General features: G+C 70.6%; 27 protein-coding genes. 13 read left to right on the forward strand and 14 right to left on the reverse strand.

Going from position 1 to position 23,556, the window contains the following annotated elements:
* The 8 genes from AAHM41_RS19410 to AAHM41_RS19445 all read right to left on the reverse strand — a co-directional run.
* Positions 1-877: carbohydrate ABC transporter permease (locus AAHM41_RS19410; protein WP_342238220.1), on the reverse strand; the 877-nt coding region annotated here is incomplete at its 3' end.
* A 14-nt stretch (positions 878-891) separates the two neighbouring features.
* On the reverse strand, positions 892-1,821 hold the full coding sequence (locus AAHM41_RS19415) for a carbohydrate ABC transporter permease (RefSeq protein ID WP_342238221.1): 930 nt from the start codon (positions 1,819-1,821) through the stop codon (positions 892-894).
* 1 nt (position 1,822) lies between these two features.
* On the reverse strand, positions 1,823-3,148 hold the full coding sequence (locus AAHM41_RS19420; protein WP_342238222.1) for an ABC transporter substrate-binding protein: 1,326 nt from the start codon (positions 3,146-3,148) through the stop codon (positions 1,823-1,825).
* 51 nt (positions 3,149-3,199) lie between these two features.
* Positions 3,200-3,859: a GntR family transcriptional regulator gene (locus AAHM41_RS19425; RefSeq protein WP_342238223.1), complete on the reverse strand. Its 660-nt coding sequence runs from the start codon at positions 3,857-3,859 to the stop codon at positions 3,200-3,202.
* Positions 3,856-4,755: a dihydrodipicolinate synthase family protein gene (locus AAHM41_RS19430; RefSeq protein WP_342238224.1), complete on the reverse strand. Its 900-nt coding sequence runs from the start codon at positions 4,753-4,755 to the stop codon at positions 3,856-3,858. The genes AAHM41_RS19425 and AAHM41_RS19430 overlap by 4 nt, the downstream gene beginning before the upstream one ends.
* A gap of 241 nt (positions 4,756-4,996) precedes the next feature.
* Positions 4,997-5,914, reverse strand: coding sequence for a homocysteine S-methyltransferase family protein (locus tag AAHM41_RS19435; RefSeq protein WP_342238225.1), 918 nt, complete (start codon positions 5,912-5,914; stop codon positions 4,997-4,999).
* Between the two features lie 206 nt (positions 5,915-6,120).
* Positions 6,121-6,789 carry a response regulator transcription factor gene (locus AAHM41_RS19440; protein ID WP_342238226.1) on the reverse strand — a complete coding sequence of 223 codons (669 nt, stop codon included), beginning with the start codon at positions 6,787-6,789 and terminating at the stop codon, positions 6,121-6,123.
* Complete coding sequence (locus AAHM41_RS19445) at positions 6,786-8,174, reverse strand: histidine kinase (protein ID WP_342238227.1); 1,389 nt, start codon at positions 8,172-8,174, stop codon at positions 6,786-6,788. The genes AAHM41_RS19440 and AAHM41_RS19445 overlap by 4 nt, the downstream gene beginning before the upstream one ends.
* A gap of 188 nt (positions 8,175-8,362) precedes the next feature.
* On the opposite strand from AAHM41_RS19445, the gene AAHM41_RS19450 reads away from it, so the two are divergent.
* Genes AAHM41_RS19450 through AAHM41_RS19460 form a run of 3 tightly spaced genes read left to right on the forward strand, consistent with a single transcriptional unit; the run spans position 8,363 to position 10,325 of the window.
* The gene (locus AAHM41_RS19450) at positions 8,363-9,100 is read left to right on the forward strand and encodes a MotA/TolQ/ExbB proton channel family protein (RefSeq protein WP_342238228.1); all 738 of its coding nucleotides are present in this window, start codon (positions 8,363-8,365) and stop codon (positions 9,098-9,100) included.
* Positions 9,097-9,729: a hypothetical protein gene (locus tag AAHM41_RS19455; protein WP_342238229.1), complete on the forward strand. Its 633-nt coding sequence runs from the start codon at positions 9,097-9,099 to the stop codon at positions 9,727-9,729. The genes AAHM41_RS19450 and AAHM41_RS19455 overlap by 4 nt, the downstream gene beginning before the upstream one ends.
* A complete protein-coding gene (locus AAHM41_RS19460; protein WP_342238230.1) occupies positions 9,726-10,325 on the forward strand; it encodes a hypothetical protein in 600 nt (199 codons plus the stop codon). Before AAHM41_RS19455 ends, AAHM41_RS19460 begins: the two co-directional genes overlap by 4 nt.
* 9 nt (positions 10,326-10,334) lie before the next feature.
* Here the strand turns inward: AAHM41_RS19460 and AAHM41_RS19465 are convergent, their stop codons facing one another.
* Together AAHM41_RS19465 and AAHM41_RS19470 are read right to left on the reverse strand one after the other, a co-directional pair.
* Positions 10,335-10,793: a YcgN family cysteine cluster protein gene (locus AAHM41_RS19465; protein WP_342238231.1), complete on the reverse strand. Its 459-nt coding sequence runs from the start codon at positions 10,791-10,793 to the stop codon at positions 10,335-10,337.
* Complete coding sequence (locus tag AAHM41_RS19470) at positions 10,790-12,190, reverse strand: amidase (RefSeq protein ID WP_342238232.1); 1,401 nt, start codon at positions 12,188-12,190, stop codon at positions 10,790-10,792. Before AAHM41_RS19470 ends, AAHM41_RS19465 begins: the two co-directional genes overlap by 4 nt.
* Positions 12,191-12,349: 159 nt before the next feature.
* Here AAHM41_RS19470 and pxpB point away from each other — a divergent pair, with 159 nt between their 5' ends.
* The 5 genes from pxpB to AAHM41_RS19495 are packed head-to-tail and all read left to right on the forward strand — an operon-like array spanning position 12,350 to position 16,079.
* Positions 12,350-13,060 (forward strand): 5-oxoprolinase subunit PxpB, encoded by a 711-nt coding sequence (gene pxpB / locus AAHM41_RS19475; RefSeq protein ID WP_342238233.1) that lies wholly within the window; start codon positions 12,350-12,352, stop codon positions 13,058-13,060.
* Entirely contained in the window at positions 13,057-14,064 is a 1,008-nt protein-coding gene (locus AAHM41_RS19480; protein WP_342238234.1) for a 5-oxoprolinase subunit C family protein, read from the forward strand. The genes pxpB and AAHM41_RS19480 overlap by 4 nt, the downstream gene beginning before the upstream one ends.
* Positions 14,065-14,086: 22 nt before the next feature.
* Entirely contained in the window at positions 14,087-14,947 is an 861-nt protein-coding gene (locus AAHM41_RS19485) for an alpha/beta fold hydrolase (RefSeq protein WP_342238235.1), read from the forward strand.
* Positions 14,948-14,978: 31 nt separating this feature from the next.
* Positions 14,979-15,452 (forward strand): NUDIX domain-containing protein, encoded by a 474-nt coding sequence (locus AAHM41_RS19490; RefSeq protein ID WP_342238236.1) that lies wholly within the window; start codon positions 14,979-14,981, stop codon positions 15,450-15,452.
* A gap of 6 nt (positions 15,453-15,458) precedes the next feature.
* On the forward strand, positions 15,459-16,079 hold the full coding sequence (locus tag AAHM41_RS19495) for an HD domain-containing protein (RefSeq protein ID WP_342238237.1): 621 nt from the start codon (positions 15,459-15,461) through the stop codon (positions 16,077-16,079).
* Here the strand turns inward: AAHM41_RS19495 and AAHM41_RS19500 are convergent.
* Entirely contained in the window at positions 16,070-16,927 is an 858-nt protein-coding gene (locus AAHM41_RS19500; protein WP_342238238.1) for a LysR family transcriptional regulator, read from the reverse strand. The genes AAHM41_RS19495 and AAHM41_RS19500 overlap by 10 nt on opposite strands.
* Positions 16,928-17,019: 92 nt before the next feature.
* Between AAHM41_RS19500 and AAHM41_RS19505 the strand changes: the two genes are divergently transcribed.
* The 3 genes from AAHM41_RS19505 (at position 17,020) to AAHM41_RS19515 (ending at position 18,365) form a co-directional block, all read left to right on the forward strand.
* Positions 17,020-17,613 carry an isochorismatase family protein gene (locus AAHM41_RS19505; protein ID WP_342238239.1) on the forward strand — a complete coding sequence of 198 codons (594 nt, stop codon included), beginning with the start codon at positions 17,020-17,022 and terminating at the stop codon, positions 17,611-17,613.
* A 64-nt stretch (positions 17,614-17,677) separates the two neighbouring features.
* On the forward strand, positions 17,678-18,052 hold the full coding sequence (locus AAHM41_RS19510) for a 4a-hydroxytetrahydrobiopterin dehydratase (RefSeq protein WP_342238240.1): 375 nt from the start codon (positions 17,678-17,680) through the stop codon (positions 18,050-18,052).
* 28 nt (positions 18,053-18,080) lie between these two features.
* Positions 18,081-18,365 carry a GIY-YIG nuclease family protein gene (locus tag AAHM41_RS19515; RefSeq protein WP_342238241.1) on the forward strand — a complete coding sequence of 95 codons (285 nt, stop codon included), beginning with the start codon at positions 18,081-18,083 and terminating at the stop codon, positions 18,363-18,365.
* A gap of 146 nt (positions 18,366-18,511) precedes the next feature.
* On the opposite strand, the gene AAHM41_RS19520 is transcribed toward AAHM41_RS19515, so the two are convergent.
* Complete coding sequence (locus AAHM41_RS19520; RefSeq protein ID WP_342238242.1) at positions 18,512-18,967, reverse strand: dihydroneopterin aldolase; 456 nt, start codon at positions 18,965-18,967, stop codon at positions 18,512-18,514.
* Between the two features lie 192 nt (positions 18,968-19,159).
* On the reverse strand, positions 19,160-20,299 hold the full coding sequence (locus AAHM41_RS19525) for a succinylglutamate desuccinylase/aspartoacylase family protein (protein WP_342238243.1): 1,140 nt from the start codon (positions 20,297-20,299) through the stop codon (positions 19,160-19,162).
* A 272-nt stretch (positions 20,300-20,571) separates the two neighbouring features.
* On the opposite strand from AAHM41_RS19525, the gene AAHM41_RS19530 reads away from it, so the two are divergent.
* Together AAHM41_RS19530 and AAHM41_RS19535 are read left to right on the forward strand one after the other, a co-directional pair.
* Positions 20,572-21,918, forward strand: a complete 1,347-nt coding sequence (locus AAHM41_RS19530; RefSeq protein WP_446719465.1) for an ammonium transporter — start codon at positions 20,572-20,574, stop codon at positions 21,916-21,918.
* 183 nt (positions 21,919-22,101) lie between these two features.
* Positions 22,102-22,482 (forward strand): COG4315 family predicted lipoprotein, encoded by a 381-nt coding sequence (locus AAHM41_RS19535; RefSeq protein WP_342238244.1) that lies wholly within the window; start codon positions 22,102-22,104, stop codon positions 22,480-22,482.
* 66 nt (positions 22,483-22,548) lie between these two features.
* Here the strand turns inward: AAHM41_RS19535 and gap are convergent, their stop codons facing one another.
* Positions 22,549-23,556 (reverse strand): type I glyceraldehyde-3-phosphate dehydrogenase, encoded by a 1,008-nt coding sequence (gene gap / locus AAHM41_RS19540; RefSeq protein WP_342238245.1) that lies wholly within the window; start codon positions 23,554-23,556, stop codon positions 22,549-22,551.

Consider the following 23,556-nt stretch of genomic DNA (forward strand, 5'->3'; position numbering starts at 1 on the left):
GGGGGCGGGGGGGCCCGGGCGGGGCCCCGCCCCCCCCCCCCCCCCCCCCCCCCCCCCCCCCCGCGCCGGAAGTCAGGCCGGCCACGATCTGCTTCTGGGCGACCACGGTCAGCACCAGCACGGGCAGCACGACCACCAGCGCCGCGGCCGAGAGCGGGCCCCAGCTGACCTGCTCGAAGGTCAGCGAGTTGTAGACCGCGACCGGCAGGGTGCGGGTGGTGCGCCCGGCCAGCACGATGCCGAACACGAAGTTGTTCCAGGAGAAGATGAAGGACAGCAGCAGCGCCACGGTGAGGCCCGGCCGGGTCAGCGGCAGGACGACGTGGCGGAACACCTGCCAGCGGTTGGCGCCGTCGATCCGCCCGGCCTCCTCCAACTCGATCGGCAGGGCCTCGAAATAAGAGATCAGGACCCAGATCACGATCGGCAGGGTGATCACCAGATGGGTGATGATCTGCGGCCACAGCGTGCCCATCAGCCCGAGCCAGCGGAACATCAGGAACAGCGGGATCAGGTAGCTGAGGCCCGGCGTCATCCGCGCGATCATGACGACGACGGACAGCTTGGTCGCCTTGGCCCGGGCGATGCCGTAGGCGGCCGGCGCGCCGATCACCAGGCCGATCAGCGTGGCGCTGCCGGTGACGATCAGGCTGTTGATGAAGTAGCGGCCGAAGGAGTTCTCGGCGAAGACCTGGGCGTAGTTGCTCCAGGCCAGGGTGGTCGGGATCAAGACCGGCGGGTAGCTGATGTTGTCGACCTCCGGCTTCAGCGACAGCGACAGCATCCACAGGAAGAACAAGAGCGCCGGCGACACGATCACCAGCACGGCGAAATACAGGGCGGCGCGGCGCAAACCCTTGGCGAGGGGGCGGGGCATGATCTGGGGCCTCCTCAATTCGCCGCGAGCTTGGCGCGCTGGCGCAGCCACAGCAGCGCCAGGGACATGGCGACGACGATGCCGAAGAACACCACCGCGATCGCCGAGCCGTAGCCGATGTCGTAGAAGCTGAAAGCCTGGGTGTAGAGGTAGATGTTGATCGTCTCCGACGCCGTGCCCGGGCCGCCCTGGGTGATGGCGTAGATGATGTCGAAGCTCTTCAGCGCGTCGATCGAGCGGATGATCACCGCCACCATCAGGAAGGGCGAGATCATCGGCAGGGTCAGGTAGCGGAACTGCTGCAGCCAGCTGGCGCCGTCGATCTGAGCGCTCTCATAAGGTTCCGTCGGCAGTGCCGACAGGCCGCCCAGCACGATCAGCATGACCAGCGGCGTCCACTGCCAGGTCTCGACCAGCACCAGCGACGGGATCACCGTGGCCTGGTCGAACACCCAGAGCGAGGGCGGCAGCCCGACCAGGCTGAGCAGGTAGTTCAGCACGCCGAGCTGCGGGTGGAACATCATGGTCCAGACCAGGGCGATGGCGACCGGGGTCGCCATCATCGGCATGATCACGATGCCGCGGGCCAGGCCGCGCAGCGGGAAGCGCTCATTGAACACCAGCGCCGCCGCCAGTCCGAGGACCAGCGGCAGCAGCACGGAGAGCACGGTGTAGACCAGGGTGTGCCACACCGCTTCGCCGAAGCGGGCGTCGGTGAACAGCCGGGCGTAGTTGTCGAGGCCGATGAAGCCGCCGGCGCCGGTGGCCTGCCAGTCGTGCAGGCTGACCCAGCCGGTGAAGGCCCAGGGGAAGACGATCACCGCCCCGACCACCAGCACTGCCGGCAGGATGAAGGGCAGGTAGGTGCGCAGGGTCGGCGCGACGGCGTTCGGCCGCCGCGCCCGCACCCGCCGCCTCGCCCCGGCGTCCGCGGCTTCGATCACCTCAGGCCTCGCTCTTGTCCAGGATCGGCTTGAACTGCTCGGTCGCCTTGGCCAGCTCGGCCGCCGGGTCGGCCCCGCCGACGATGTTGGTCAGGGCGATGCCGAAGATGTCGCGGAACTCGGTCACCGGCACGATCACCGGCAGGCCGAGCTTGCTGACCTTGGACGAGCCGACGACGGCGTCGATCCAGTCGGCAGGCAGGGTCACGCCCTTGCGCACCTCGGCGTCATCCAGGATCGAGGTGCGGAACGGCACGCCCGAGCCGCTCTGCAGCAGGTCGGCCTGCACCGTGCGCGACACCGCCCATTGGCAGAACAGGAACGCGGCCTCCTTGTTCTCGCTGGCCGCGGCCACGCCGATGCCGTCGCCGAAGGTGGCGGAGGCCTGGGCCTTCGGACCCTTCGGCATGACGCCGTAACCGGTCTTGCCGACCACGCGCGACAGCTTCGGATCCTCCAGCGGCTTGGCGAAGCCGACGCCGTCCAGCCACATGCCGATCTTGCCCTGCAGGAAGGCCGACTGGCACTCGTTCCAGTTGAAGCCGGCGACGCCGGGAGGGGCCGCCTTGGTCAGCAGGCGCTGATACAGCTTCGCCGCCTCGACCGCGCCGTCGGAGGTGGTGGCCAGGCTGCGGTCCTCGGCGAGCGGGGCGACGCCGTTGCCGAGCATGAAGGAGGTCCAGACCGGGACGTTGGCGTTCTTCATGCCGCGGGCGACGAAGCCATAGGTGCCGGCGGCCGGGTCGGTCAGCGCCTCGGCGGCGGACACCAGCTCCTCGAAGCTGGTCGGGTATTTCAGCCCCTTGGCGGCGAACAGCTCCTTGTTCCAGTAGACGATCCAGTAGTCGACGCTGAGCGGCAGGCTGCCGACGGCGCCGTTGTCGGCGGTGGCATAGGCCAGGCCGGCGCTGGAGAAGTCGGTCAGGCTGACGGCCGGGTCGGCGAGGGCCGGGTCGGCCAGGAACGGCCGCAGGTCGGCCAGCCAGCCGCCCTTCTCGAACATCCGCTTCTGCACATGATAGCTGAGATGGATGACGTCGAAGCTCGGCGCGCCGCTGTTGAACTCGATCACCGCCTTCTGCCGCTGCTGCTGCTCCGGCGTCTGCTCCAGCCCGACATCGATGCCGGTCAGGTCGGTGAATTCCTTCAGGTTCCGGGCGATGGTCTCGCTGCGCGGGCTCTTGACCAGGTTCACCTCGATATGGGTGCCGGCGTATTTCTTCCAATCCGGCGCGGCCCAGGCCATGCGGGGCAGGGCGCTGGCCGCGGCAGCAGCCGCGGTGCCGGCCAGGAGTGAGCGGCGGCTCAGGTTCAGTATGGATGTCATGGTGTCCTCCCTATGTCTGGTTGAGCCGGGCTTGGGCCCGGCCGGTTTGGGTTACAGCCCGAGGGCGCGGTTGCGGGCGTTGGCAATATGGGCGGTCATCGCCTCGGCGGCGCGGACCGGGTCCCGGGTCGCGATCGCGTCGATGATGCCGAGATGCTCCCGCATCACCGGCACGACGAGGCCGGCGATGCCGGTCAGCTCGCGCCGGATCAGGCGGATCTTGATCGAGTTGACGCGGTAGGTCTTGGAGATGATCTCGTTGCCCAGCGCGTCGATGATGATGTCGTGCAGGCCCCAATCGGTGGCCTGGGCGTCGTCGACCACCTGCGGCGTGGCGCCTTCGCGTTCGACCCTGGCGATGATCTCCTCATGCTGCGCCCGCAGCACCGCCAGGCCGCCGTCGGTCACGGTGCGGGCGAAGGCGGCGGTCGCCTCCTTCTCCAGGAACAGCCGGAACTGGTAGGCGTCGCGGATCATGGTCAGATCGATGTGCATGATCTGCATGCCGCGCTGCGGCACCGTCTTGATCAGCCCCTCGGCCTCCAGCCGCGGCACCAGCTCGCGGATGGCGCCGAGCGGCATCTGGGTCAGCGCCACCAGCTCGCGCTGGGAGATGAACTGCCCGGCGTGCAGGTTGTTGGCCAGGAGGTGCTGGGTGAAGCTGTCATACGCCTTCTCGCGCAGCTTCAGCGGTTCGCGGTCTTCGCTCATCCAGCCTCCGCCATGGTGGTGAACAGGCTGTCGGCCGCGGCGCCGAGCCGGGCCGCCTCGGCCGGCGACAGCGGCTGCAGCGGGGCGCGGGTGGCGAGCCAGGCGGGATCGCCCGTGCGGTGGGCCACCAGGGCCTTGACCGCCGGGATCACCGGATAGGCCAGCAGCGCCTCGACCAGGCGCTGGATGCGATCGTCGTCGCGCCCCTCCTGCACCAGCGGCAGCATCGCCTCGGGGTAGATGTTGGCGATGCCGGAGATGGCGCCCTGGCCGCCGAGCCGGACGGCGGCGGCGAGGCAGCGCTCGTCGCCGATCAGGATCGCCAGGTCGCGATGCTGCGCCAGCAGGGCCTGGGCATAGTCCCAGCTGCCGGAGGAGTCCTTGACGCCGCGGATCACCTCGGGGAAGGCGGTGCGCAGCCGGCCGACCAGCTCGACCGAGAGCGGCACCTGGGTGACGCTGGGGATGTGATACAGGAGGACGCCGCGGGCGGCGGCGCCGAGCTGCTCGAACACCCGGGCGAACCAGGCGAACAGGCCGTCTTCGCCGACGCCCTTGAAGTAGAAGGGCGGCGGCAGCAGCAGCGCGTCGGCGCCGAAATCGAGCGCCATCCGCGCCTGCGCCACGGCGTCCTCGGCCGAGGAGGCGGATATGCCGCTGACCAGCTGGCGCCCCTCGATGCCGGCGCCGGCCAAGGCGCCCAGCACCCGCTCGCGCTCGGACAGGGAGAAGGCGACGCCCTCGCCGGTGGTGCCGAAGGCGGTGACGGTGCGGCAGCCCTGCGCCAGGCACCACCGCACATGCCCGACGAAGCGCGGGAAATCGACATGCCCGTCCGGCCGGAAGGGGACGGTCAACGCCGCGGAAAGGCCGAAACGCTCGCCTGGCTGGGGCACGTCCAACTCCCTGTCGTCTGCCGCGCAGGCTCCGCGCGGCCAGTGATATCGATCTGACATGTCAGTCGTAGCGCGGGGGGTGCGGGACGTCAATATGTCGAACAAAAATGAATCTATTCGTCGCCCAAGGACCCGTCCCGCCAAGAACCGTCATTGCGAGGAGGCGAAGCCGACGAAGCAATCCAGGGCCGGTGCGAGCGGCCCTGGATCGCTTCGCTGCGCTCGCGATGACGAGTTGTAGTTATTCCACCCGAGACGCCAACTCCGGCAGGGCCTCGCGGATGCGGGCGATGTGTTCCGGGCCGATGCCGCAGCAGCCGCCGACCAGCGAGGCGCCGAGGCCCACCCAGCGCCGGATCCAGCCGAGATAGCGGTCGGGGTCGAGATCGGCCCGCAGCTCCGACAGGCCGTCATTGGCGGCGGCATCCTCCGGCTGCGGCGGGAAGGCGTTGGCGTAGACGCCGATCCGGGCAGGGGCGTCGCCGATGATCCGGGCCGCCGCAAGGACGGCATCGCCCATCACCTCGGGCTGGCTGCAGTTGAACAGCACCGCTTCGGCGCCGAGATCGAGGGCCGCGCTCACCGCCTCCGCCACCGGCTCGCCGGAGCGCAGCCGCGGCGCGCCGGGCTCGGGGTGCTCGTCCTCGATGGTGTAGGAGATCCACAGCGGTTTTCCGCGCCCGGCCACGGCCGCGGCCGCCGCGGCGACCTCGCGGATCGAGCTCTGGGTCTCGGCCAACCAGAGATCGACATGCGGCGCCAGCCCGTCGACCAGGAGTCTCGCGATCTCCGGTGCGCGCTCCGGTTCGAACAGGTCGGGGCGGTACGAGCCGAACAGCGGCGGCAGCGACCCCGCCACCCGCACCGGGGCGTCCGCCGACTCCGCAGCCTGGCGCGCTAGCCGGCCGGACAGATCGGCCAGCTCCAGTCCCCGCGCGGAAAACCGCTCTTCGCCGATGTGGAAGGGTACCAGCGCGTAGCTGTTGGTGGTGATCACCTCGGCCCCGGCGGCGATGAAGGCCGCGTGCGCCGCGCGCACCGTCTCGGGCGCCTCGATCAGCGCCAGCGCCGACCACTCCGGCTGCCGGAACGGCGCCCCCATGCGGGCGAGCTGCCGTCCCATACCGCCATCCAGCAGGGTCACGCCGGGTCCTGACATGTCGAATCCCTGAGTTCCGTCCGGGACACGACACTGCCGCCTCGGTACCTTCGGCGCCAGGACAAACTGTCATGCCCGGGCTTGACCCACGGCTGTCCGGTTAAGCCTCTGGGGTTGTGGATAGAGCCACTGAGCTCAACTTTTACTGTCATTGCCGGGTCAAGCCCGGCAATGACAGTAAAAGGGATCTTACCATCCCAATGGCATCACTTCGGCGGGGGTGATGCTGCCTGCGGTCCGGCCTGGACCAGGCCCATGCCCATGGCCAGCCACACCAGATGGGCGTCGGTGCGGGCGCCGACCTTGGCCTTGATCTGGTAGTGGTAGTTGCGGACCGTCTTCAGGCTGAGATGCAGCGAGGCCGCGACCTCCTCATCCGACCAGCCCGAGGCGACGAGGCGCAGGATCTCGGTCTCCCGCGGGCTGAGCTCGTCGAGCGGGGAGCTCGGCCGGGCGAGGCGCTCGGCGGCGATCTCACGGGCCACGTCGTCGCTCATCGCCCGGCCGCCGCGGGCGACGACCGCGATGGAGCCGACCAGCTCGGCGGCGTCGCTGCCCTTGGTGACATAGCCGGCGGCGCCCGCCTCGAACGCCTTCAGGGCGAAGCCGGCGCCGCTGTGCATGGTGAAGATCAGGATGCGCGCGTCGCGGTCCCATTGCCGGATGTGCCGCAGCGCCTCGATCCCGCCAACACCGGGCAGCGAGAGGTCCATGACCACCACGTCGGGCCTCGACTTCTGATAGGCCTGGTAGGCGGAGGCGGCGTCATGCGCCTCCGCCACGACCTTGTAGCCCGGCGTGCGCTCCAGCAGCCGGCGATAGCCCTCGCGCACCACGGGATGGTCGTCGACCAGCAGGATGGTCAGCTCGGTCATGCCGGCGCCGCGGCAGGCGCCTGCGGCAACAGCGGGATCAGCGCGGCCACACGCACGCCCCAGCGCGCCTGGCTGATCGACAGGCTGCCGCCCAGCGCCGTGACCCGCTCGCGGATGCCGAGGATGCCGTAGCCCGGCGCCCAGCCCAGCCGGGACAGGGTACCGCCGCCGTCATCCTCGACGCTCACGGCCACGGCGTCGCGTCCCTCCGCATCGACCCGCTCCACCTGCAGCCGGACATCGCGCGGCTTGCCGTGCCGGGCGGCGTTGGTCAGGCACTCCTGGGCGATGCGGTAGATGCTCAGGCTGGTCGCCTCGGGCACTCCGGCGAGGCTGCCGACGATGTCGAGATGGAAGGCCGCCTGCCGGTCCTTCTGCGCGTTCCACCCGGCGACGAGCTGGGCCAGGCTGGCCTCCAGGCCGAGCTCCTCGACCTCCTGCGACCGCAGCCGGGCCAGGGCGCCGCGCAGCGTCGCCGTCATCCGCTTGCTGGTCTCGCGGATGGAGCGCGCATCCTTGGCGAGGTCGGGGCGGTCCGCCGCTTCCAGCTCGATCACCGTGGCCAGGGCGCCGACTGCGGCGAGGCACTGGCCGAACTCGTCATGCAGGTCCCGGGCCAGCGCCCGGCGCTCCTCCTCCTGCACCTGGAACAGGCGATTGGTCAGCGCCATCCGCTGCGCCGTGGTCTCGGCCAGGCGGGCGGTCAGGTCATTGACGGCGCGGGAGATCTGGTCGAACTCCGCCGTGCGATAGCCGGGCAGGCGGTAGCTGTAGTCGCCTCGCCCGAGGCGCTGCAGGCCGGCGACGATGGTCCGGGCGGGCATCAGCGACTGCCCGACCAGCGCGGTGGCCAGGATGCCGATGCCGGCGGCGAGCAGCGCCGCGACGCTGAGCACGACGTCGATCTGGTGCCAGGCCTGGCGGATCGCGGCGCCACGATCCGGTTCAGCCGTGACCAAGCCGGCCAAGGGCTGCCGCGCGGACAGGGGGCGTTCGACCCGGGCATAGGCGCCGAAGATATGGTCGTAGACGGTCTGGAACCAGGAAGGCGCCGGATCGCCGATCGCCTCCAGCTGGCTGCACAGGCGCCGCGGCGGCTCGCTGCCGGGAGAGAAGGTCACGCAGACACCGGGCGAGATGACCTTCATCGTCGCCATGGTTTCCCAGTCCGGGATCGGCACCAGATGCTGGCGGCTCAGCCCGCCGCGCCACAGCAGCTCACGCCAGTACAGCGTCTCGAGGGTGCCGGCGACACGGTCGGCGGAGGCGGCTGCCTCGGTCTCGATGGCGCGGTGCGTGTCGACCAGCACCCAGCCGACGGCGCAGGCCAGGCAGAGCAGGACGACGCCGGCGAGACGCAAGACGAGATGAACGAATAGGTTCATTTTTCGCCCCCGCGCGAATGGATCTTGCCGATACTGGTCGCCCGGCCCGGGGCTGGCAAGCGCGGAGGCCGTGCCGCGGAGCAGTTCGGGCATATTGCCCAAAGCCAATCGGGACCAGTGCCCAGGCCGTCCGCCGCGCCGGGCCGGTAGGCTCCGAGCCATCGCCGACGAGCCGCCGGAGCCCCTGCATGAGCGAGCGTAGAGTCGAGCTGCCCGGGCGCGACCCGCTGCTGCCCTGGCTGATCTTCACCGGCGTCAGCCTCTTCGCTGTCGTCCTCTTGTGGTTTTTCGGCCTGATCGGCCGGATGGTCGCCAGCGACCCGACCCACATCTCGCTGATCATCTCGGTGCTCTACGTCGCCAGCAGCCTGCATTGCCTGTGGCGTGTCCTCGTGATCTCGCGGGAAGGCGACGCGGCCCTGAGGGCGGCCCGGGCCGTGGTCGGGAACGGCCGCCGGATCCTGAACGAGGGGAGGGACGCCCTGCCGCCCGGCCTCGTCTCCGGCCATATCCGCGACCTCGCCACCAAGGCCGCGCTGCAGGGTGCCGAGCGGCTCGACCAGACGCTGCTGCTGCGCGTCCTCGCCAGCCGGCTGCGCGGGTCGAATGCCTTCGGCGCCTTCGCCAGCGACACGTTGATGAAACTCGGCCTCCTGGGCACCATCATCGGCTTCATCATGATGCTGGCGCCGATCGCCGGGCTGGACACCGAGAACCGCGAGGCGGTGCGGTCGTCGATGTCGCTGATGAGCGACGGCATGGCGGTCGCCATGTACACCACGCTGGTCGGCCTGGCGGGGTCGGTCCTGCTCAAGATCCAGTACTCGCTGCTGGACAGCGCCACGGCCAAGATCTTCGCCTTCGCCGTCGACCTCACCGAGGTGCATGTCGTCTCGGCGCTGGAAGCCCGGGTCCCCGCCGAATGATCGACGACTTCGACCTGCTGCCGCGCGAAGACGCCTTCGACCCGTTCAGCGTGGTGCTGTTCAAGGCCCTGCAGATCCTGGCCTTCCTGTTCTTCGTCGCGCTCTTGATCGTGGCGCCGGAGGCGAAGGAGGAGAAGGTCGACAGCAAGGCCGAGTTCCTGATCAGCCTGGACTGGCCGGACAACCATCCCGACGATTTCGACATCTTCGTCCAGGACCCGCTCGGCAACATCGTCTGGTTCCGCCGGCGCGAGGCCGGCTTCATGCTGCTGGACCGTGACGACCGGGGCGGCGTCAACGACTTCGTCCTGGTCAACGGCCGGAAGGTGCTGACGGCGACCCGGCAGGAGCTGGTCAGCATCCGCGGCATCGTCGCCGGCGAATACACGGTGAACGTCTATCACTTCGCGGCGCTGACCGGGCAGCCGGTGTCGGTGACGGTGACCGTCCAGAAGCTCAACCCGGTGGTGAAGATCGTCGCCAAGGAGACGGTCGACCTCGACCAGGGCGGAGCGGAGAAGACCGCGATGCGCTTCACCCTGGATGCGACAGGCGCCGTCACGGAGACCAGCCATATCGAGCGGTCGATCCTGCAGACCTTCCACAACAGCTGGCGGAACGGCGGATGATGTCGCTGCAGACCAGCGTTCTCGGCCTGTCCCTGGCCTATGTGCTGCTGAGCGTGCTGCTGCTGGCCGCGATGATCTGGCTGCCGGTCCGGCGGCTGTTCAAGATCGCCGCGATCCTGACCGCCAGCGCGTTCTACGTCGTGGTCTTCTTCGCCTCGCAGGGGCTGCTCGGCTGGTCGGCGCCGGTGGCGGTGCCGGACCGCTTCCAGGTGCTGTGGACGCGGGTGCTGGAGCCGAACCCGGCGCAGGGCGAGCCCGGCGCCATCCATCTCTGGCTGGAGGAGCTGGACGACGCCAACCTGCCGAGCGGCGTGCCGAGGGCCTATCTGCTGCCCTATTCGCGGGAGCTGGCCGGCCGGATCTCCGCGGCGCAGGCGGAGATCGAGAAGGGCAATCCGCAGGGCGGCCGGTCGCAGTTCTTCGGCAACCCGCCGCACAATGCGGGGGTGATCGGCCCGGTGAACGCCGCCGCGCCACCGGGCGGCGACCCGTCGGGCGGCGGGCTGCTCGACCCGGAGTTCCTCGGCGGCCAGTCGAAGTCGGTCGAGCTGGCGCCCCTGCCGAAGCCGGTGCTGCCGCCCAAGGACATTCCCTGACACCGCACGTCAGGCCGGCCACTCGACGATGTGGTACTCGTACTCATCCTCCTCGACCTCGGTCTCGGAGATCACCTTGTCGCGCACGCTGATGCCGGCGATGTGCACCGTCTCCGGGTCGCCGGAGACCAGCGGATGCCACCAGTACAGATCGTGGCCCTCGGACAGCAGGCGGTAGGCGCAGGTCGAGGGCATCCAGCCGAGATGGTCGACATTCTTCGGCGTGAGCTGCACGCAGTCCGGCACGTAGCGCCGGCGGGTCGGGTAGTGCGTGCAGCGGCAGCTGTGGGTGTCCAGGAGCTTGCAGGCGATGTCGGTGTAGTCGACATTCGGCGTGTCCGGCGGCTCGTCGGCGTCGCGCAGCTTGTGCAGGCAGCAGCGGCCGCAGCCGTCGCACAGCGACTCCCACTCCTTGCGGGTCATCTGGTCCAGGCGCTTGCGGCGCCAGAAGGGCTTGGTTTCGGTCACGATCGAGCGAGGGGCGGCAGCGGCGCCGGGTGCAGCGCCTCGAAGGCGCGGGCGGCGCGCAGCACCAGCGCGTCCTGGAACATCGGGCCGACGATCTGCAGGCCGATCGGCAGGCCCGACGCGGTCAGGCCGCAGGGCACGCTGGCCGCCGGCTGCTGCGTCAGGTTGAACGGATAGGTGAAGGGCGTCCAATTGGCCCAGCTCGACCCGTCCGGCGCCTCCGGCAGGTTCTGCCCGGCGGCGAAGGCCGGGATCGGCAGGGACGGCATCAGCAGCAGGTCCCAGTCCTGGTGGAACCGGTTCATCGCCACGCCCAGCCGGCCGCGGGCCAGCGTCGCCCTGGTGTAGTCGAGCAGCGGGATCGCCGCGCCCTCGGCCGCCACGGCACGCAGGCCGGGGTCGATCAGGGCGTGCTTCTCCTCGGGGATCGAGGACAGCAGCGTCGCCGCGCCGACGAACCAATGGGCGCGGAAGATCGGGCCGGTGTCGGGCAGGTCCAGCGTCACCGTCTCGACCCGGGCGCCGAGGCCGGCGAAGACCTCCGCCGCTTTCGCCACCGAGGCCGCGACCTCGGCGTCGACCGGCGCGTCGTCCAGGGTCGGGGCATAGGCGATGCGCAGGCCGCGGACGCCGTCCTCCAGCCCCTCGGTGAAATCGGTGACCGGGAAGGGCAGGGCGGTCCAGTCGCGCGGGTCGGGCCGGGCCATCGTGGACAGCATCAGCGCCGCGTCGCGCACCGTCCGGGTCATCGGCCCGATATGGGCGACGGTGCCGAAGGGGCTCAGCGGATAGGCCGGCACCCGGCCGAAGCTGGGCTTGAGGCCGAAGATGCCGGTGAAGCCGGCCGGGATGCGGATCGACCCGCCGCCATCGGTGCCGATGTTCAGCGCCGCCATGCCGGAAGCCGCCGCCACCGCCGCGCCGCCGGAGGAGCCGCCGGGCGTCTTCGTCGGGTCCCAGGGATTACGGGTGATGCCGGTCAGCGCCGAATCGGTGACGCCCTTCCAGCCGAATTCCGGCGTGGTGGTGCGGCCGATCAGCACCGCCCCGGCCTCGCGCAGCCGCGCCACCGACGGCGCGTCCTGGTCCCAGGGGCCGGAGGGGTCGACCGTCTTCGACCCGCGCAGCGTCGGCCAGCCGCGGGCCAGGACCAGGTCCTTGACCGAGGTCGGCACGCCGTCGATCGGGCTCAGCGGCCGGCCCTCGCGCCAGCGCGCCTCCGACTGCCGGGCCGCGGCCAGCGCCTCATCGCCATGGACGCCGCAGAAGGCGTTGAGCTGCGGGTTCAGCCGCTCGATCCGGGCGAGGCTGGCCTGCGTCGCCTCGACCGGGGACAGGTCGCGGGCGGCGTAGAGGCTCGACAGCTCGGCTGCCGACAACAGGGCCGGATCGGTCACGCGGGGTCTCCCGGGTCGCTGTGGGGTGGCGCAATGGCGTCGTGCCCATCATCGCCGCCCCGGCGGGCTAATCAAGAGGCAGGGCAAGAGGCGGACCACCATGCTTCCGCCGCGGGCGTTGCCGCGCTATGGCTTGGGGCAGGATTCGAGGAGAGGCCCGTGACCGCTGCGTCGATCGCCGTGATGACCGAGACCGCGATGGTGGTGCGCTTCGGCGAGACCATCGATCCGGCGATCGCCGACGCCATCCACGCTTTGGCGTTGTCGCTGGAGCGCGAGCCGTTCCCCGGCTTCGTCGAGGCCTCGCCCGGCTTCGCCACGCTGGCGGTGTTCTTCGATCCCGACGCCGTGCCGCGTGACCGCGACGAGCCGCCGGCGGCCACGGTGCAGCGGCTGCTGGAGGCGCGGCTGGCGGGGCTCGATCCGGCGGCGCTGGGCGAGCCCCGGCTGGTCGAGATCCCGGTCGCCTATGGCGGCGGCTTCGGCCCGGACCTGGCCGAGCTGGCCCAGCATCACGGCCTGACCGAGGACGAGGTGGTCGCGCTGCATTCCGGCGCGGAGTACCGGGTGCACATGATCGGCTTCAGCCCCGGCTTCCCCTTCCTCGGCGGGCTGGCGGAGCGGCTGGCGACGCCGCGCCGGGCCTCGCCGCGGCTGAAGATCCCGGCCGGGTCGGTCGCGATCGGCGGGCCGCAGACCGGGATCTACCCGGTCGAATCCCCGGGCGGCTGGAACCTGATCGGCCGCACGCCGCTGGCACTGTTCCTGCCGGGCGAGGACCCGCCCTGCCTGCTGGAGGCGGGCGACCGCATCCGCTTCCGCCCGATCGCGGCGGAAGAGTTCGAGGCCCTGGCCGGAGATGCCCAGTGACCGTCGCCGTTCTCGACCCCGGCCTCCTGTCGACGGTGCAGGATCTCGGCCGCTTCGGCCATCGCCGCCACGGCGTGGTGGTCGGCGGGGCGATGGACCGGCGGTCGCACGCCGTCGCCAACATCCTGGCCGGCAACGACCTTGGCGCCGCCACGCTCGAGATGACGCTGATGGGTGCCGTGCTGCGCTTCGAGGCCGAGACGCTGATCGCGCTGGCCGGCGGCGGCATGCGCGGGACGGTGGGCGGCGAGGCGCTGCCGCCGCGCCGACCGGTGCTGGTGCCGGCGGGGGCGGAGCTGCGCTTCACCCCGACGAATATCGGCTGCCGCAGCTATCTGGCGGTCGCCGGCGGCTTCGCCGTGCCGCCGGTGCTGGGCAGCCGCTCGACCTATCTGCGGGCCGGGCTCGGCGGGTTCGAGGGGCGGGCGCTGAAGGCGGGCGACCGGCTGCCGGCCGGGGCGCCGACGGCCCTGGGCGAGCGCCTGGCGAAGCTGCTGGCGGCGGAGCGCGGCGACCGGCCCTTCGCCACCACCGGCTGGTCCGCCGCCGCCGATCTCGACCCGTCGCTGCGGCGCTCGCCGCATGTCCGGGTGCTGCCGGGGCTGCAGGCGACCGCCTTCGACCCCGACAGCCTCGCCGCCTTCCACAATGAGCGCTTCACCGTCAGCCCGCGCTCCGACCGCATGGGCTACCGGCTGGACGGGCCGGCGCTGAGCCTGTCGTACCCCCGCGACCTGCTGTCCGAGGCAGTGACGACCGGCACGGTGCAGGTGCCGCCCGAGGGCAAGCCGATCGTGCTGATGGCCGATGCCCAGAGCACCGGCGGCTATCCCCGCATCGCCCAGGTGATCGAGGCCGACCTGCCGGTGCTCGGCCAGCTGCGGCCCGGCGACGTGCTGCGCTTCGTGCCGGTCGGGCTGGCCGAGGCCGAGGAGCGGCGCCGGCAGGCGCGGCTGGACCTGCGGCGCCTGGCCGCCGGGGTGGCGGTCCACGCCGGGATCTGATTTCGAATATCGAGGGGACGAGATGCGCGCGAAGCTCCGCGACACCGAGATCTGGTTCGATATCGACGGCGCCGGGCTGGTGCCGGACGGCGGCGCGATGCGCGAGCGGCCGACCGGCTTCCTGATCCATGGCGGCCCGGGCTCGGACCACAGCGGCTTCAAGCCGAGCCTGAGCCCGCTGGCCCAGCATCTGCAGCTGGTCTATTTCGACCATCGCGGCCAGGGCCGCTCCGCCCGCGGCGATTCGGCGCGCTACACGCTGGACGAGAATGTCGAGGACATGGAGGCGCTGCGCCGCCATCTCGGCCTTGGCCCGATCGCCAGCATCGGCACCAGCTACGGCGGCATGGTCGCGATGGCCCACGCCGCCCGCTATCCGGAGGCGGTGTCGCACCTGGTGCTGATCGTCACCGCCGCCCATGCCGGCTTCATCGCGCGGGCGCAGGAGATCGTGCGCGAGCGCGGCACGGTGGAGCAGATCGCGGCCTGCGACAGGCTCTGGGCCGGCGGCTTCCGCAGCGAGGCCGAGCTGGAGGCCTATTACCAGGCGATGGGGCCGCTCTATTCCCGCCGCTACGATCCGGCGGCGGCCGCGGCGACGCGGGGCCGGGCGATCCATTCGCCGGATGCGATCAACCGCGCCTTCGGTCCCGACGGCTTCCTGCGCCGGCTCGACCTGCGGCCGGAGCTGGTGCGGATCACCGCCCCGACCTTGATTCTGGCCGGAAGGCACGACTGGATCTGCCCTCCGGAATTCTCCGAAGAGATCCACCGCCTGATCCCGGGCTCGACCCTGCGCATCTTCGAGGACAGCAGCCATTCGATCCGGGTCGACGAGCCGGAGGCGCTGCGGGCCGCGATCACCGGCTTCGTGGCCGGTTGACATCGACCCGCTCCGCCGGCCATCTGCGGCCATGAATTCGGCCCACCGCACCCTGCCGCGCCTGCTGCACCGCGCCCACAACGCCTATCTGCGGCTGCGCAAGCCGCTGACCCTCGGCGCCCGCATGGTGGTGCGGGACGGGGAGGGGCGCTTCCTGCTGGTGCACCACACCTACCGCCCCGGCTGGTTCTTCCCCGGCGGCGGGGTGAAGAAATGGGAGAGCTTCGAGGCCTGCGCCGTGCGCGAGGCGCGCGAGGAGGCGGCGGTCGAGGTCGAATCGGGGGCGCGGCTGTTCTCGGTCTACGCCCATTTCGACCAGCTGCGCTGCGACCATGTCGCGGTGTTCCTGGCCGACCGCTGGCGCCCTTCCGGCGGCCGCCTGTCCTTCGAGATCGCCGAGGCCCGCTTCTTCCCGGCCGATGATCTGCCGCGCGACATCCATGGCGCGACCCACCGCCGGATCCAGGAGATCCTCGGCCACCGCAGCATCGACCCCGTCTGGTGACGCCCCATGACTGAAGCGCCCCCGCCCGCCGACCGCCTGGCCCAGATCCAGGAGTTCCTGTTGGTCTGCGACCAGTTCAAGCAGATCACCCGGCAGAACTATCTGACCGACGGCAGCCGGCGCGAGACCGACGCCGAGCACACCTGGCACATGGCGCTGTACGCCCTGCTGCTGAAGGACGAGATCGGCTTCGAGGTCGACATCGCCAAGGTGCTGTCGCTGGTGCTGACCCACGACCTGGTCGAGATCCATGCCGGCGACACCTTCGCTTATGACGATGTCGGCCGGCAGGGCCAGGCGGCGCGCGAGGCCGAGGCGGCGGTCAAGCTGTTCGGCCTGCTGCCGCCCGACCTGCGCGACAAGGTGCATGGCTGGTGGACCGAGTTCGAGGCCGGCGAGACGCCGGAGGCACGCTACGCCCGCGCGCTCGACCGGCTGCAGGCCTTCGCCCAGAACGTGCTCAGCGGCGGCAAGTCCTGGCACGAGCACGGCGTCACCCGGACCCGCACCTTCAGCCGGATGCAGGAGGCGCTGGACAGCGACCCGACGCTGCGGCTGCTGGTCGAGCGGCTCTACGGGCGGGCCGACCGGGAAGGCAGCTGGGTGCCGGAACCCGGTCAGGCCTGAACGCCCTCCAGCCGGGCGCGGTCTTCCGCCAGCGCCGCGGCGAGCCAGTCGGCGACGGCCCGGATGCGCGGCACGTCCTTCGCCGGACCGGGCAGCACCAGCCAAAGCTCGCGCGTGACCACCGGGACGGGGCCGGACAGTCGCTCCAGATCCGGCTCGCCGTCGGCGGCATAGCAGGGCAGCACGGCGCGGCCGAGACCGGCCTTGGTCGCGGCCAGCATCTCGGTGCCGCCGCTGACCCGCAGCACCGGCTCCAGCCCGCCCGGCTGGTCGCGCAGCCAGATCATCTGCGCCACCGACTCATGCGTCTCGTCCAGGGCGATCCAGCCGTCGCCGGCGGCGCCGCGGGCGCGGTAGACCGCATGACCGATCCGGGCGCCGAGCCGCGCCGCCAGGTTGCCGGCGCGCGGCCGCGCCAGGCGCAGCGCGATGTCGGCATCGCGGCGCTCGAGATCGGCATTGGTCTCGGCGCCGAGGATCGTCGGCTGCAGGCCGGGGTGGCGGCGCCGCAATTCGCCCAGGCGTGGGATCAGCCACTCGGCGGCGAAGCTGGGCAGCGCCGCGATCCGGATCGGGCCGGAGACCGCGGCGTCGCGGTCGCGCGCGGCGTGCTCGATGGCGATCGCTGCCCGCTCCATCGCCTCCGCCTGGGCCGCCACCGCGGCGCCGACCGGCGTCGGCCGGAACCGCCGGTCGATCCGTTCGAACAGCGGCGTGCCGAGCGCGTCCTCGGCGGCGGCGAGGCGGCGCGACACCGTGGTCTGGTCGACCCCCAGCGCCTGCGCCGCGGCGGAGGCGGTGCCATGCCGGGCGAGCGCCAGGACGAAGCGGGCGAGGTCCCAATCCATACCTGCACTATTGCAGGCTCAATCGGCAGAATCTCGGCTTTTCTGCAGGGCCGCCCGGCGTCAGCTTTGGGCCATCGCAACCGGAGACGAAGATGCTTCCCAAGACCCTGCTCGACCACGCCGGCGCCCGGCTACAGCCCGCCGCCCTGTCGGAGGCGGTGCTGGTGCTGATCGACATGCAGCGCGAATACAGCGACGGCCAGCTGTCCCTGCCGGGATGGAGCGCGGCGGTCGAGGAGGCCGCGGCCTTGCTGGCCCGGGCGCGCCGCCTCGGCACCCCGGTCATCCATGTGCTGAACGAGCGCAAGGGCGGGCTGTTCGACGTCGACGGCCCCTATGTCGCCCCGATCGCGGCGGTGGTGCCGGCGGCCGGGGAGGTGGTGGTGAAGAAGGGCCTGCCCAATTCCTTCGCCGGCACCGACCTGGCCGGGCGCATCGCCGCGACCGGGCGTTCCAAGCTCGTGACCGTCGGCTTCATGACGCATATGTGCGTCGATGCCACCACCCGCTCGGCGGTCGATCACGGCCTGTTCTCGACGGTCGTGGCCTCGGCCTGCGCCAGCCGCGACCTGCCGGACCCGCTCGGCGGCGTGCGGCCGGCGGCGGAGGTGCACCGGGCGGCGCTGACCGCCCTGGCCGACCGCTTCGCCGTCGTGGTGGCGCAAGGGGATGCCGTCCGCGACTGACGCGCTATCCTTCTGGGAGTGAAGGCGGCCCGCCGGGGCCGCCGATCCCACCGGGAGGATCGCGATGGCCGCCAAACCGCATGCTTATCCGTCCGCGGAGGTCGAGGCCCGCCTGGCCCGCGACCTGCCGCGCTGGCGCTTTGAGGACGGCAGCCTCCGCCGGCGCTACGAGACGCATGGCTGGAAGGGCACGATGCTGGCGATCGGCGCCATCGGCCACCTGGCCGAGGCCGCCTGGCACCATCCGGAGATCGCCGCCTCCTGGGGCTGGGTCGAGGTGCGGCTGAACACGCATGATGCCGGCGGCGGCATCACCGACCGCGACTTCGCCCTGGCCCGCAAGATCGAGGAGGTGGTGGCCTGGCAGCCGGCCCTCGAAGGAGGCGGGCTGGAGGGCACGCCGTCCAGCCCGCGCTTCGCCTACATCAAGTACGAGTGATGCCGGGCGCAGGAGACCTTCGACCGCCATGCAGCCCTTCGTCTACATCATGGCGAGCAGGCGCAACGGCACGCTCTATACCGGCGTGACATCCAATCTGCCACGCCGCGTCTATGAGCATCGGGAGGGACTCCTCCCGGGCTTCACGTCACGATACGGCTGCAAGCTCCTGGTCTGGTTCGAACCGCATGCGTCGATGATCGACGCCATCGCCCGCGAGAAGCAGATCCAGGGCGGGTCGCGAAAGAAGAAGCTGGACCTGATCGAGGCCATGAATCCGGACTGGCGGGACCTGTATCCCGATTTGATCTAGAGAGCAGACACCTGCCCCCATACCGTCATGGCGAGCGAAGCGTGGCCATCCAGTCCCACGGCCGGAGCGGGTCCCGCCAAGCTGGATGGCCACGCCCCTTCGGGGCTCGCCATGACGGTTCTGGGGATCGCCCGGCCGGCGAAGGCTCAGCCCTCGCGGCGGCGTTCGAAGCGGACGCCGATGGAATCGGCCTCGGGGAAGACGTCGAGCTTCTCGACCTCGGCCACCGCCCGCAGCACCATCGGATGGGCCATGGCGAGATCCAGCACATGCTCGGCGACGGTCTCGATTAGCCGCACATGCTCCTTCTCGGCCAGGGCCTGCAGGCCCTGCACCAGCCCCTCATAGGAGGGGACGCGGTCGATGTCGTCGCCGATGCCGCCGGACGGCAGCTCGACCTCCATTTCGACGCTGATGCGGACGCGCTGGCGCCGCTCCTCCTCATGGGCATAGACGCCGATCGACATCGGCACGACGAACTGGCGCAGCCGGATCAGATAGGTCGCCGCGCGGGCGGTCTCGGCCGCGGGGAAAGCGGATGACGCAGGCTTCGATCCGGCGCGCGTGACGAGCGGGATCGGGGAACGGTTCGGGGCACTCATGGGGCGATCCGATTGGCGGACGCAAGGCCGTGACTCTGCCGGCCGAGGGTCCGATGGCGAGGCACGGGCGGTCTGGCCGTGCGATGGCCCAGGAACCATCATCCTGCCGCGATCGGCCCGGGAAGGCGAGAGGGAAGTGCACGCATTGCGTGCATGGCTCCCGCCGACCCGGCGAGGCGGATCCTGACCCGATCAGGTCGTCAGCAGGATGGCCCCACGGCCTTCGATCGGCTCGGCGCCGGCGATCTTGGCGACGATGTCGCCGGGCCGCACCAGGCGGTGCATGCACTGCGACCACAGCACCCCGTCGACCCCGGCATGGAGCGGCGTGCGCGCCTGGTCCGGGGAGGCGGTGGGGTCGACGATGTCGGCGACATGCTCGCCGCGGCGCAGCCGGGCGCCGAGCGGCTGCGAATAGGCGATGATGCCGGCGACCGGGGCGCGCAGCATCTCGTTGCCGGCCAGCGGCGTGGCGTCGCACCGCGCCTCGGGCAGCGGGCCGGGCTCGCCGGCCACCACGCCGCGGCGCTGCAGGAAGCGGACCAGCGCGTCGGCGTCGGCCCCGGCGGTGTCGTCGTCGACATCGGCTTGGCCGCGCAGCTCGATCGTCGCCGCCAGGCAGGCGGGCGGCAGCGGATGGGCGTCGCCGAGCAGCCGGCGCAGCACCCACCACGGCGCCGAATTCGCCTCGTCGAACGGGTTGTCGCCGGACTCCTCGGCCAGCAGCACCACCTCGGCCCCGAACTCGCGGGCCAGGTCCTCGGCGTCGGGCCACAGCGGCGTGCCGAGATAGACATGCACCGGTGCCTGGTTGTCGCAATGCAGGTCGAGCACGAGATCGGCGTCGATCGACAGGCCGAGCAGCAGCTGGCGCAGCGCGCCGGTCTCGCCGGCCGGCTGCTGCTCCGCCAGCGCCGCCAGCAGCGCCGCGCGCACCAGCCGGACATTGCGCTCGGCATCATCCGTCAGCTGGCCGGCGATGCGCGGCGCCACGATCGGGGCCAGGTCCGGGTAGTGGCGGTTGAAGTTGCCGCGGCCGTCCAGGGCGAAGCGGCCGATGTGGTACTCCAGCACCGACTGCGACAGGCCGATCGGGTTGGCGACGGGCACCACCACGATCTCGCCGCGGATCGCCCCGGCGGCGTCCAGCGTGTCGAGCCGGCGCAGCAGGTGATGGGCGGCCAGCATGCCCGGCAGCTCGTCGGCGTGCAGCCCGGCCTGGACATAGGCCTTGGGGCGGGCCCCGGGCTGGCCGTAGCGGTGCACGGTGACGGTGCGGCTGGTTCCGAGGGCGGGGGAGGGCAGCGGGATCTGGCTGACGGTCTTGCTCATGGCGGCTCTCTGAAAAACGCCGCCGCACCCTAGCGCGGCGGCCGGGAGAAGGCATCAGCGGCAATGTCGTCTAAATTTTCGCCAGTGCTCCGCTGATTGCTCAAAAATTAATCATCGATGATCGGTCCGTCGGCGGCAAGGCTCGCATTCGGCCCCTCCGGCAAAACCGGCACGGCACTTGCTTAGACCCTCGGCGAAAAGGCGGTTCGTGCCGGTGCCGACAGGGCGGCTGCCGACCGTCAGCCGGAAGGACGTAGGCTGGAGAGGACTCAATGAAGCGGACGTTTTGGGGAACAGGAATAGCGGGGGCGGCCTTGCTGCTGGCCCTGCCGGCGCTGGCGCAGGACGCGCCGGCCGTGCCGGATTCGGGAGCGACGGCCTGGATGCAGACCTCCACGCTGCTGGTCCTGATGATGGCCATTCCGGGTCTGGCGCTGTTCTACGGCGGCATGGTGCGGAAGGCGAACGTGCTGTCGATGCTGATGCAGTGCTTCGCCACCACCTGCCTGATCAGCATCGCCTGGATGGTGCTCGGCTACAGCCTCGCCTTCACCAATGGCGGCGCCTATCTCGGCGATCTCTCGCGCTTCTTCCTCAACGGCTTGCCGGTCTCGGGCGTGTTCACGCTCGGCGCGGGCGGGGCGGCGACCCCGGTCGCCACGGTCATCCCGGAATCGGTCTACATGATGTTCCAGATGACCTTTGCCGCGATCACGCCGGCGCTGATCGTCGGCGCCTTCGCCGACCGGATGAAGTTCTCATCGCTCCTGGTCTTCATGCTGCTCTGGTCGCTGATCGTCTACGCGCCGGTGGCCCATTGGGTGTGGCAGCCGAACGGCTGGCTCTTCGCCATGGGCGTGCTCGATTTCGCCGGCGGCACCGTGGTGCACATCAACGCCGGCATCGCCGGGCTGGTCGCCTGCATCGTGATCGGCAAGCGCAAGGGGTACGGCACCGGCGCGGCGCATGCCTTCGCGCCCCACAACCTGGTCTACAGCGTGATCGGCGCCTCGCTGCTGTGGGTCGGCTGGTTCGGCTTCAACGCCGGCTCCTGGCTCGCCGCGGACGGCCGCTCCGGCATGGCGTTCACGGCGACGCACATCGCCACCGCCGCCGCCGCATTGGCCTGGATGTTCGCGGAGTGGGCGGCGAAGGGCAAGCCGAGCGTGCTCGGCGTCATCTCCGGTGCCGTGGCCGGTCTGGTCGCGATCACCCCGGCCTGCGGCTTCGTCAACCCGACCGGTGCGCTGGTGATCGGCATCGTCGCCGGCATCGTCTGCTTCATCGCCTCGACCTCGGTCAAGAAGGCGTTCGGGTATGACGACTCGCTCGATGTGTTCGGCGTCCATGGCGTCGGCGGCATCGTCGGCGCCCTGCTGACCGGCGTCTTCGCCGACCCGTCGATCTCGGCCGGAGCCGGCGACTATGCCGGCCTGCTCTACGGCAACGCGCATCAGTTCGTGGTCCAGGTCTATGGCGTCGTCGCCTCGCTCGTCTGGAGCGGCGTGGTCACCCTCGTGCTGCTGCTCCTGATCAAGGCGGTGATGGGTCTCCGGGTTTCGGAAGAGGCGGAGCGCGACGGCCTCGACCTCGCCCTGCACGGCGAGGCGGTGCAATAGCGCGTCGCACACTTGGCGGCCAGACTTGGGGCGTCCTTCGGGACGCCCCTCTTTTTTGCCCATGGCGCGGGCTGCCGCTTTTTCGGGCAATGGCAGGCCGGTGGACGCAACCACCGGTCGCGCCGACACGAACTGTGGCGGAGGAGGCTGCGCACTGTTGCGCCTGCCTTCGGGAGGAACGCCATGAAAACCATCGCCATCGGCATCGCGGCGGGGCTGCTCGCCGCCGTTTCGGCCTTCGCCATGGACGAGCCGGCGAAGACCATGACCACCTCGGCCGGTGAGGTCTACACGGACGAGAAGGGCATGACGCTCTACGTCTACGACAAGGACGAAGCCGGAAAGTCCAACTGCTACGACAAATGCGCCACCAACTGGCCGCCGTTCAAGGCCGCGGCCGGCGCCATGGCCATGGGCGAGTGGACCGTCGTCACCCGCACCGACGGCACCGCCATGTGGGCCTATGACGGCAAGCCCCTGTACACCTACATCAAGGACCAGAAGGCCGGCGACGTCACCGGCGACGGCGCCGGCGGCGCTTGGCACGTCGCCAAGCCCGACTGAGCGCTGCCAGAAAAAGAAGAGGGCGGCCGAAGCCGCCCTCTTGCGTTCCTGAACCGGAATCCCGGGTCAGCGGGCCCGGGACATGGCGATCACGGTGTCGCCCATCCGGTTCGAGAAGCCCCATTCGTTGTCGTACCAGCTCATCACCCGGACGAAGGTGCCGTCGATGACCTTGGTCTCGTTGATCGCGAAGATCGACGAGCGGGCGTCGTGGTTGAAGTCGGTCGACACCAGGTCCTCCTCGTAGAAGCCGAGGATGTCCTTGAGCTTGCCGCCGGCGGCCTGCTTGATCGCCGCGTTGACCTCCTCGACGGTGGTCGGGCGCTTGGCGACGAACTTGAAGTCAACGACCGAGACATTCGGCGACGGCACCCGGATCGAGGTACCGTCCAGCTTGCCCTTCAGCTCCGGCAGCACCTTGCCGACGGCCTTGGCGGCGCCGGTCGAGGTCGGGATCAGGTTCTGCGCCGCGGCCCGGGCCCGGTGCAGGTCCTTGTGCATCGTGTCGACGATGCGCTGGTCGCCGGTGTAGCTGTGGATCGTGGTCATGAAGCCGTGATCGATGCCGACCGCGTCATGCAGCACCCAGGCGACGGGCGCCAGGCAGTTGGTGGTGCAGGAGGCGTTCGAGACGATCTTGTGCTCGGCGGTCAGCTTGTCGTGGTTGACGCCGTAGACGACGGTCAGGTCCTCGTCGGTCGCCGGGGCCGAGATCAGCACCTTCTTGGCGCCGGCCGTCAACTGCTTGGCGGCATCGTCGCGCTTGGTGAAGATGCCGGAGCATTCCAGCGCGATCTCGACACCCAGCGCGCCCCAGGGCAGCTGGGTCGGGTCGCGCTGCTGCACCGCCTTGATGCCGTGGCCGTTGACGATCAGCGTGTCGCCCTCGACCGCGATCTCGAACGGCGCCCGGCCGTGCACGCTATCGTATTTCAGCAGATGGGCGTTGGTCTTGACGTCGGCGAGGTCGTTGATCGCGACCACCTCGATGTCCTTGCGTCCGGATTCGATCAGCGCGCGCAGCACCAGGCGACCGATGCGCCCGAACCCGTTGATGGCAACCTTCACGGCCAT

The organism is Inquilinus sp. OTU3971 (assembly GCF_038440215.1).

Excerpts from the sequence above, each read along its gene's own strand:
- AAHM41_RS19505 (WP_342238239.1), top strand. The coding sequence starts at position 17,020 with ATGCTTCCCAAGACCCTGCTCGACCACGCCGGCGCCCGGCTACAGCCC.
- AAHM41_RS19440 (WP_342238226.1), bottom strand. The coding sequence starts at position 6,789 with ATGACCGAGCTGACCATCCTGCTGGTCGACGACCATCCCGTGGTGCGC.
- AAHM41_RS19420 (WP_342238222.1), bottom strand. The coding sequence starts at position 3,148 with ATGACATCCATACTGAACCTGAGCCGCCGCTCACTCCTGGCCGGCACC.
- gap (WP_342238245.1), bottom strand. The coding sequence starts at position 23,556 with ATGGCCGTGAAGGTTGCCATCAACGGGTTCGGGCGCATCGGTCGCCTG.
- AAHM41_RS19455 (WP_342238229.1), top strand. The coding sequence starts at position 9,097 with ATGATCGACGACTTCGACCTGCTGCCGCGCGAAGACGCCTTCGACCCG.
- AAHM41_RS19460 (WP_342238230.1), top strand. The coding sequence starts at position 9,726 with ATGATGTCGCTGCAGACCAGCGTTCTCGGCCTGTCCCTGGCCTATGTG.
- AAHM41_RS19535 (WP_342238244.1), top strand. The coding sequence starts at position 22,102 with ATGAAAACCATCGCCATCGGCATCGCGGCGGGGCTGCTCGCCGCCGTT.
- AAHM41_RS19495 (WP_342238237.1), top strand. The coding sequence starts at position 15,459 with ATGACTGAAGCGCCCCCGCCCGCCGACCGCCTGGCCCAGATCCAGGAG.
- AAHM41_RS19435 (WP_342238225.1), bottom strand. The coding sequence starts at position 5,914 with ATGTCAGGACCCGGCGTGACCCTGCTGGATGGCGGTATGGGACGGCAG.
- AAHM41_RS19520 (WP_342238242.1), bottom strand. The coding sequence starts at position 18,967 with ATGAGTGCCCCGAACCGTTCCCCGATCCCGCTCGTCACGCGCGCCGGA.
- AAHM41_RS19515 (WP_342238241.1), top strand. The coding sequence starts at position 18,081 with ATGCAGCCCTTCGTCTACATCATGGCGAGCAGGCGCAACGGCACGCTC.
- AAHM41_RS19500 (WP_342238238.1), bottom strand. The coding sequence starts at position 16,927 with ATGGATTGGGACCTCGCCCGCTTCGTCCTGGCGCTCGCCCGGCATGGC.
- AAHM41_RS19530 (WP_446719465.1), top strand. The coding sequence starts at position 20,572 with ATGAAGCGGACGTTTTGGGGAACAGGAATAGCGGGGGCGGCCTTGCTG.
- AAHM41_RS19510 (WP_342238240.1), top strand. The coding sequence starts at position 17,678 with ATGGCCGCCAAACCGCATGCTTATCCGTCCGCGGAGGTCGAGGCCCGC.
- AAHM41_RS19525 (WP_342238243.1), bottom strand. The coding sequence starts at position 20,299 with ATGAGCAAGACCGTCAGCCAGATCCCGCTGCCCTCCCCCGCCCTCGGA.
- AAHM41_RS19490 (WP_342238236.1), top strand. The coding sequence starts at position 14,979 with ATGAATTCGGCCCACCGCACCCTGCCGCGCCTGCTGCACCGCGCCCAC.
- AAHM41_RS19445 (WP_342238227.1), bottom strand. The coding sequence starts at position 8,174 with ATGAACCTATTCGTTCATCTCGTCTTGCGTCTCGCCGGCGTCGTCCTG.
- AAHM41_RS19425 (WP_342238223.1), bottom strand. The coding sequence starts at position 3,859 with ATGAGCGAAGACCGCGAACCGCTGAAGCTGCGCGAGAAGGCGTATGAC.
- AAHM41_RS19450 (WP_342238228.1), top strand. The coding sequence starts at position 8,363 with ATGAGCGAGCGTAGAGTCGAGCTGCCCGGGCGCGACCCGCTGCTGCCC.
- AAHM41_RS19485 (WP_342238235.1), top strand. The coding sequence starts at position 14,087 with ATGCGCGCGAAGCTCCGCGACACCGAGATCTGGTTCGATATCGACGGC.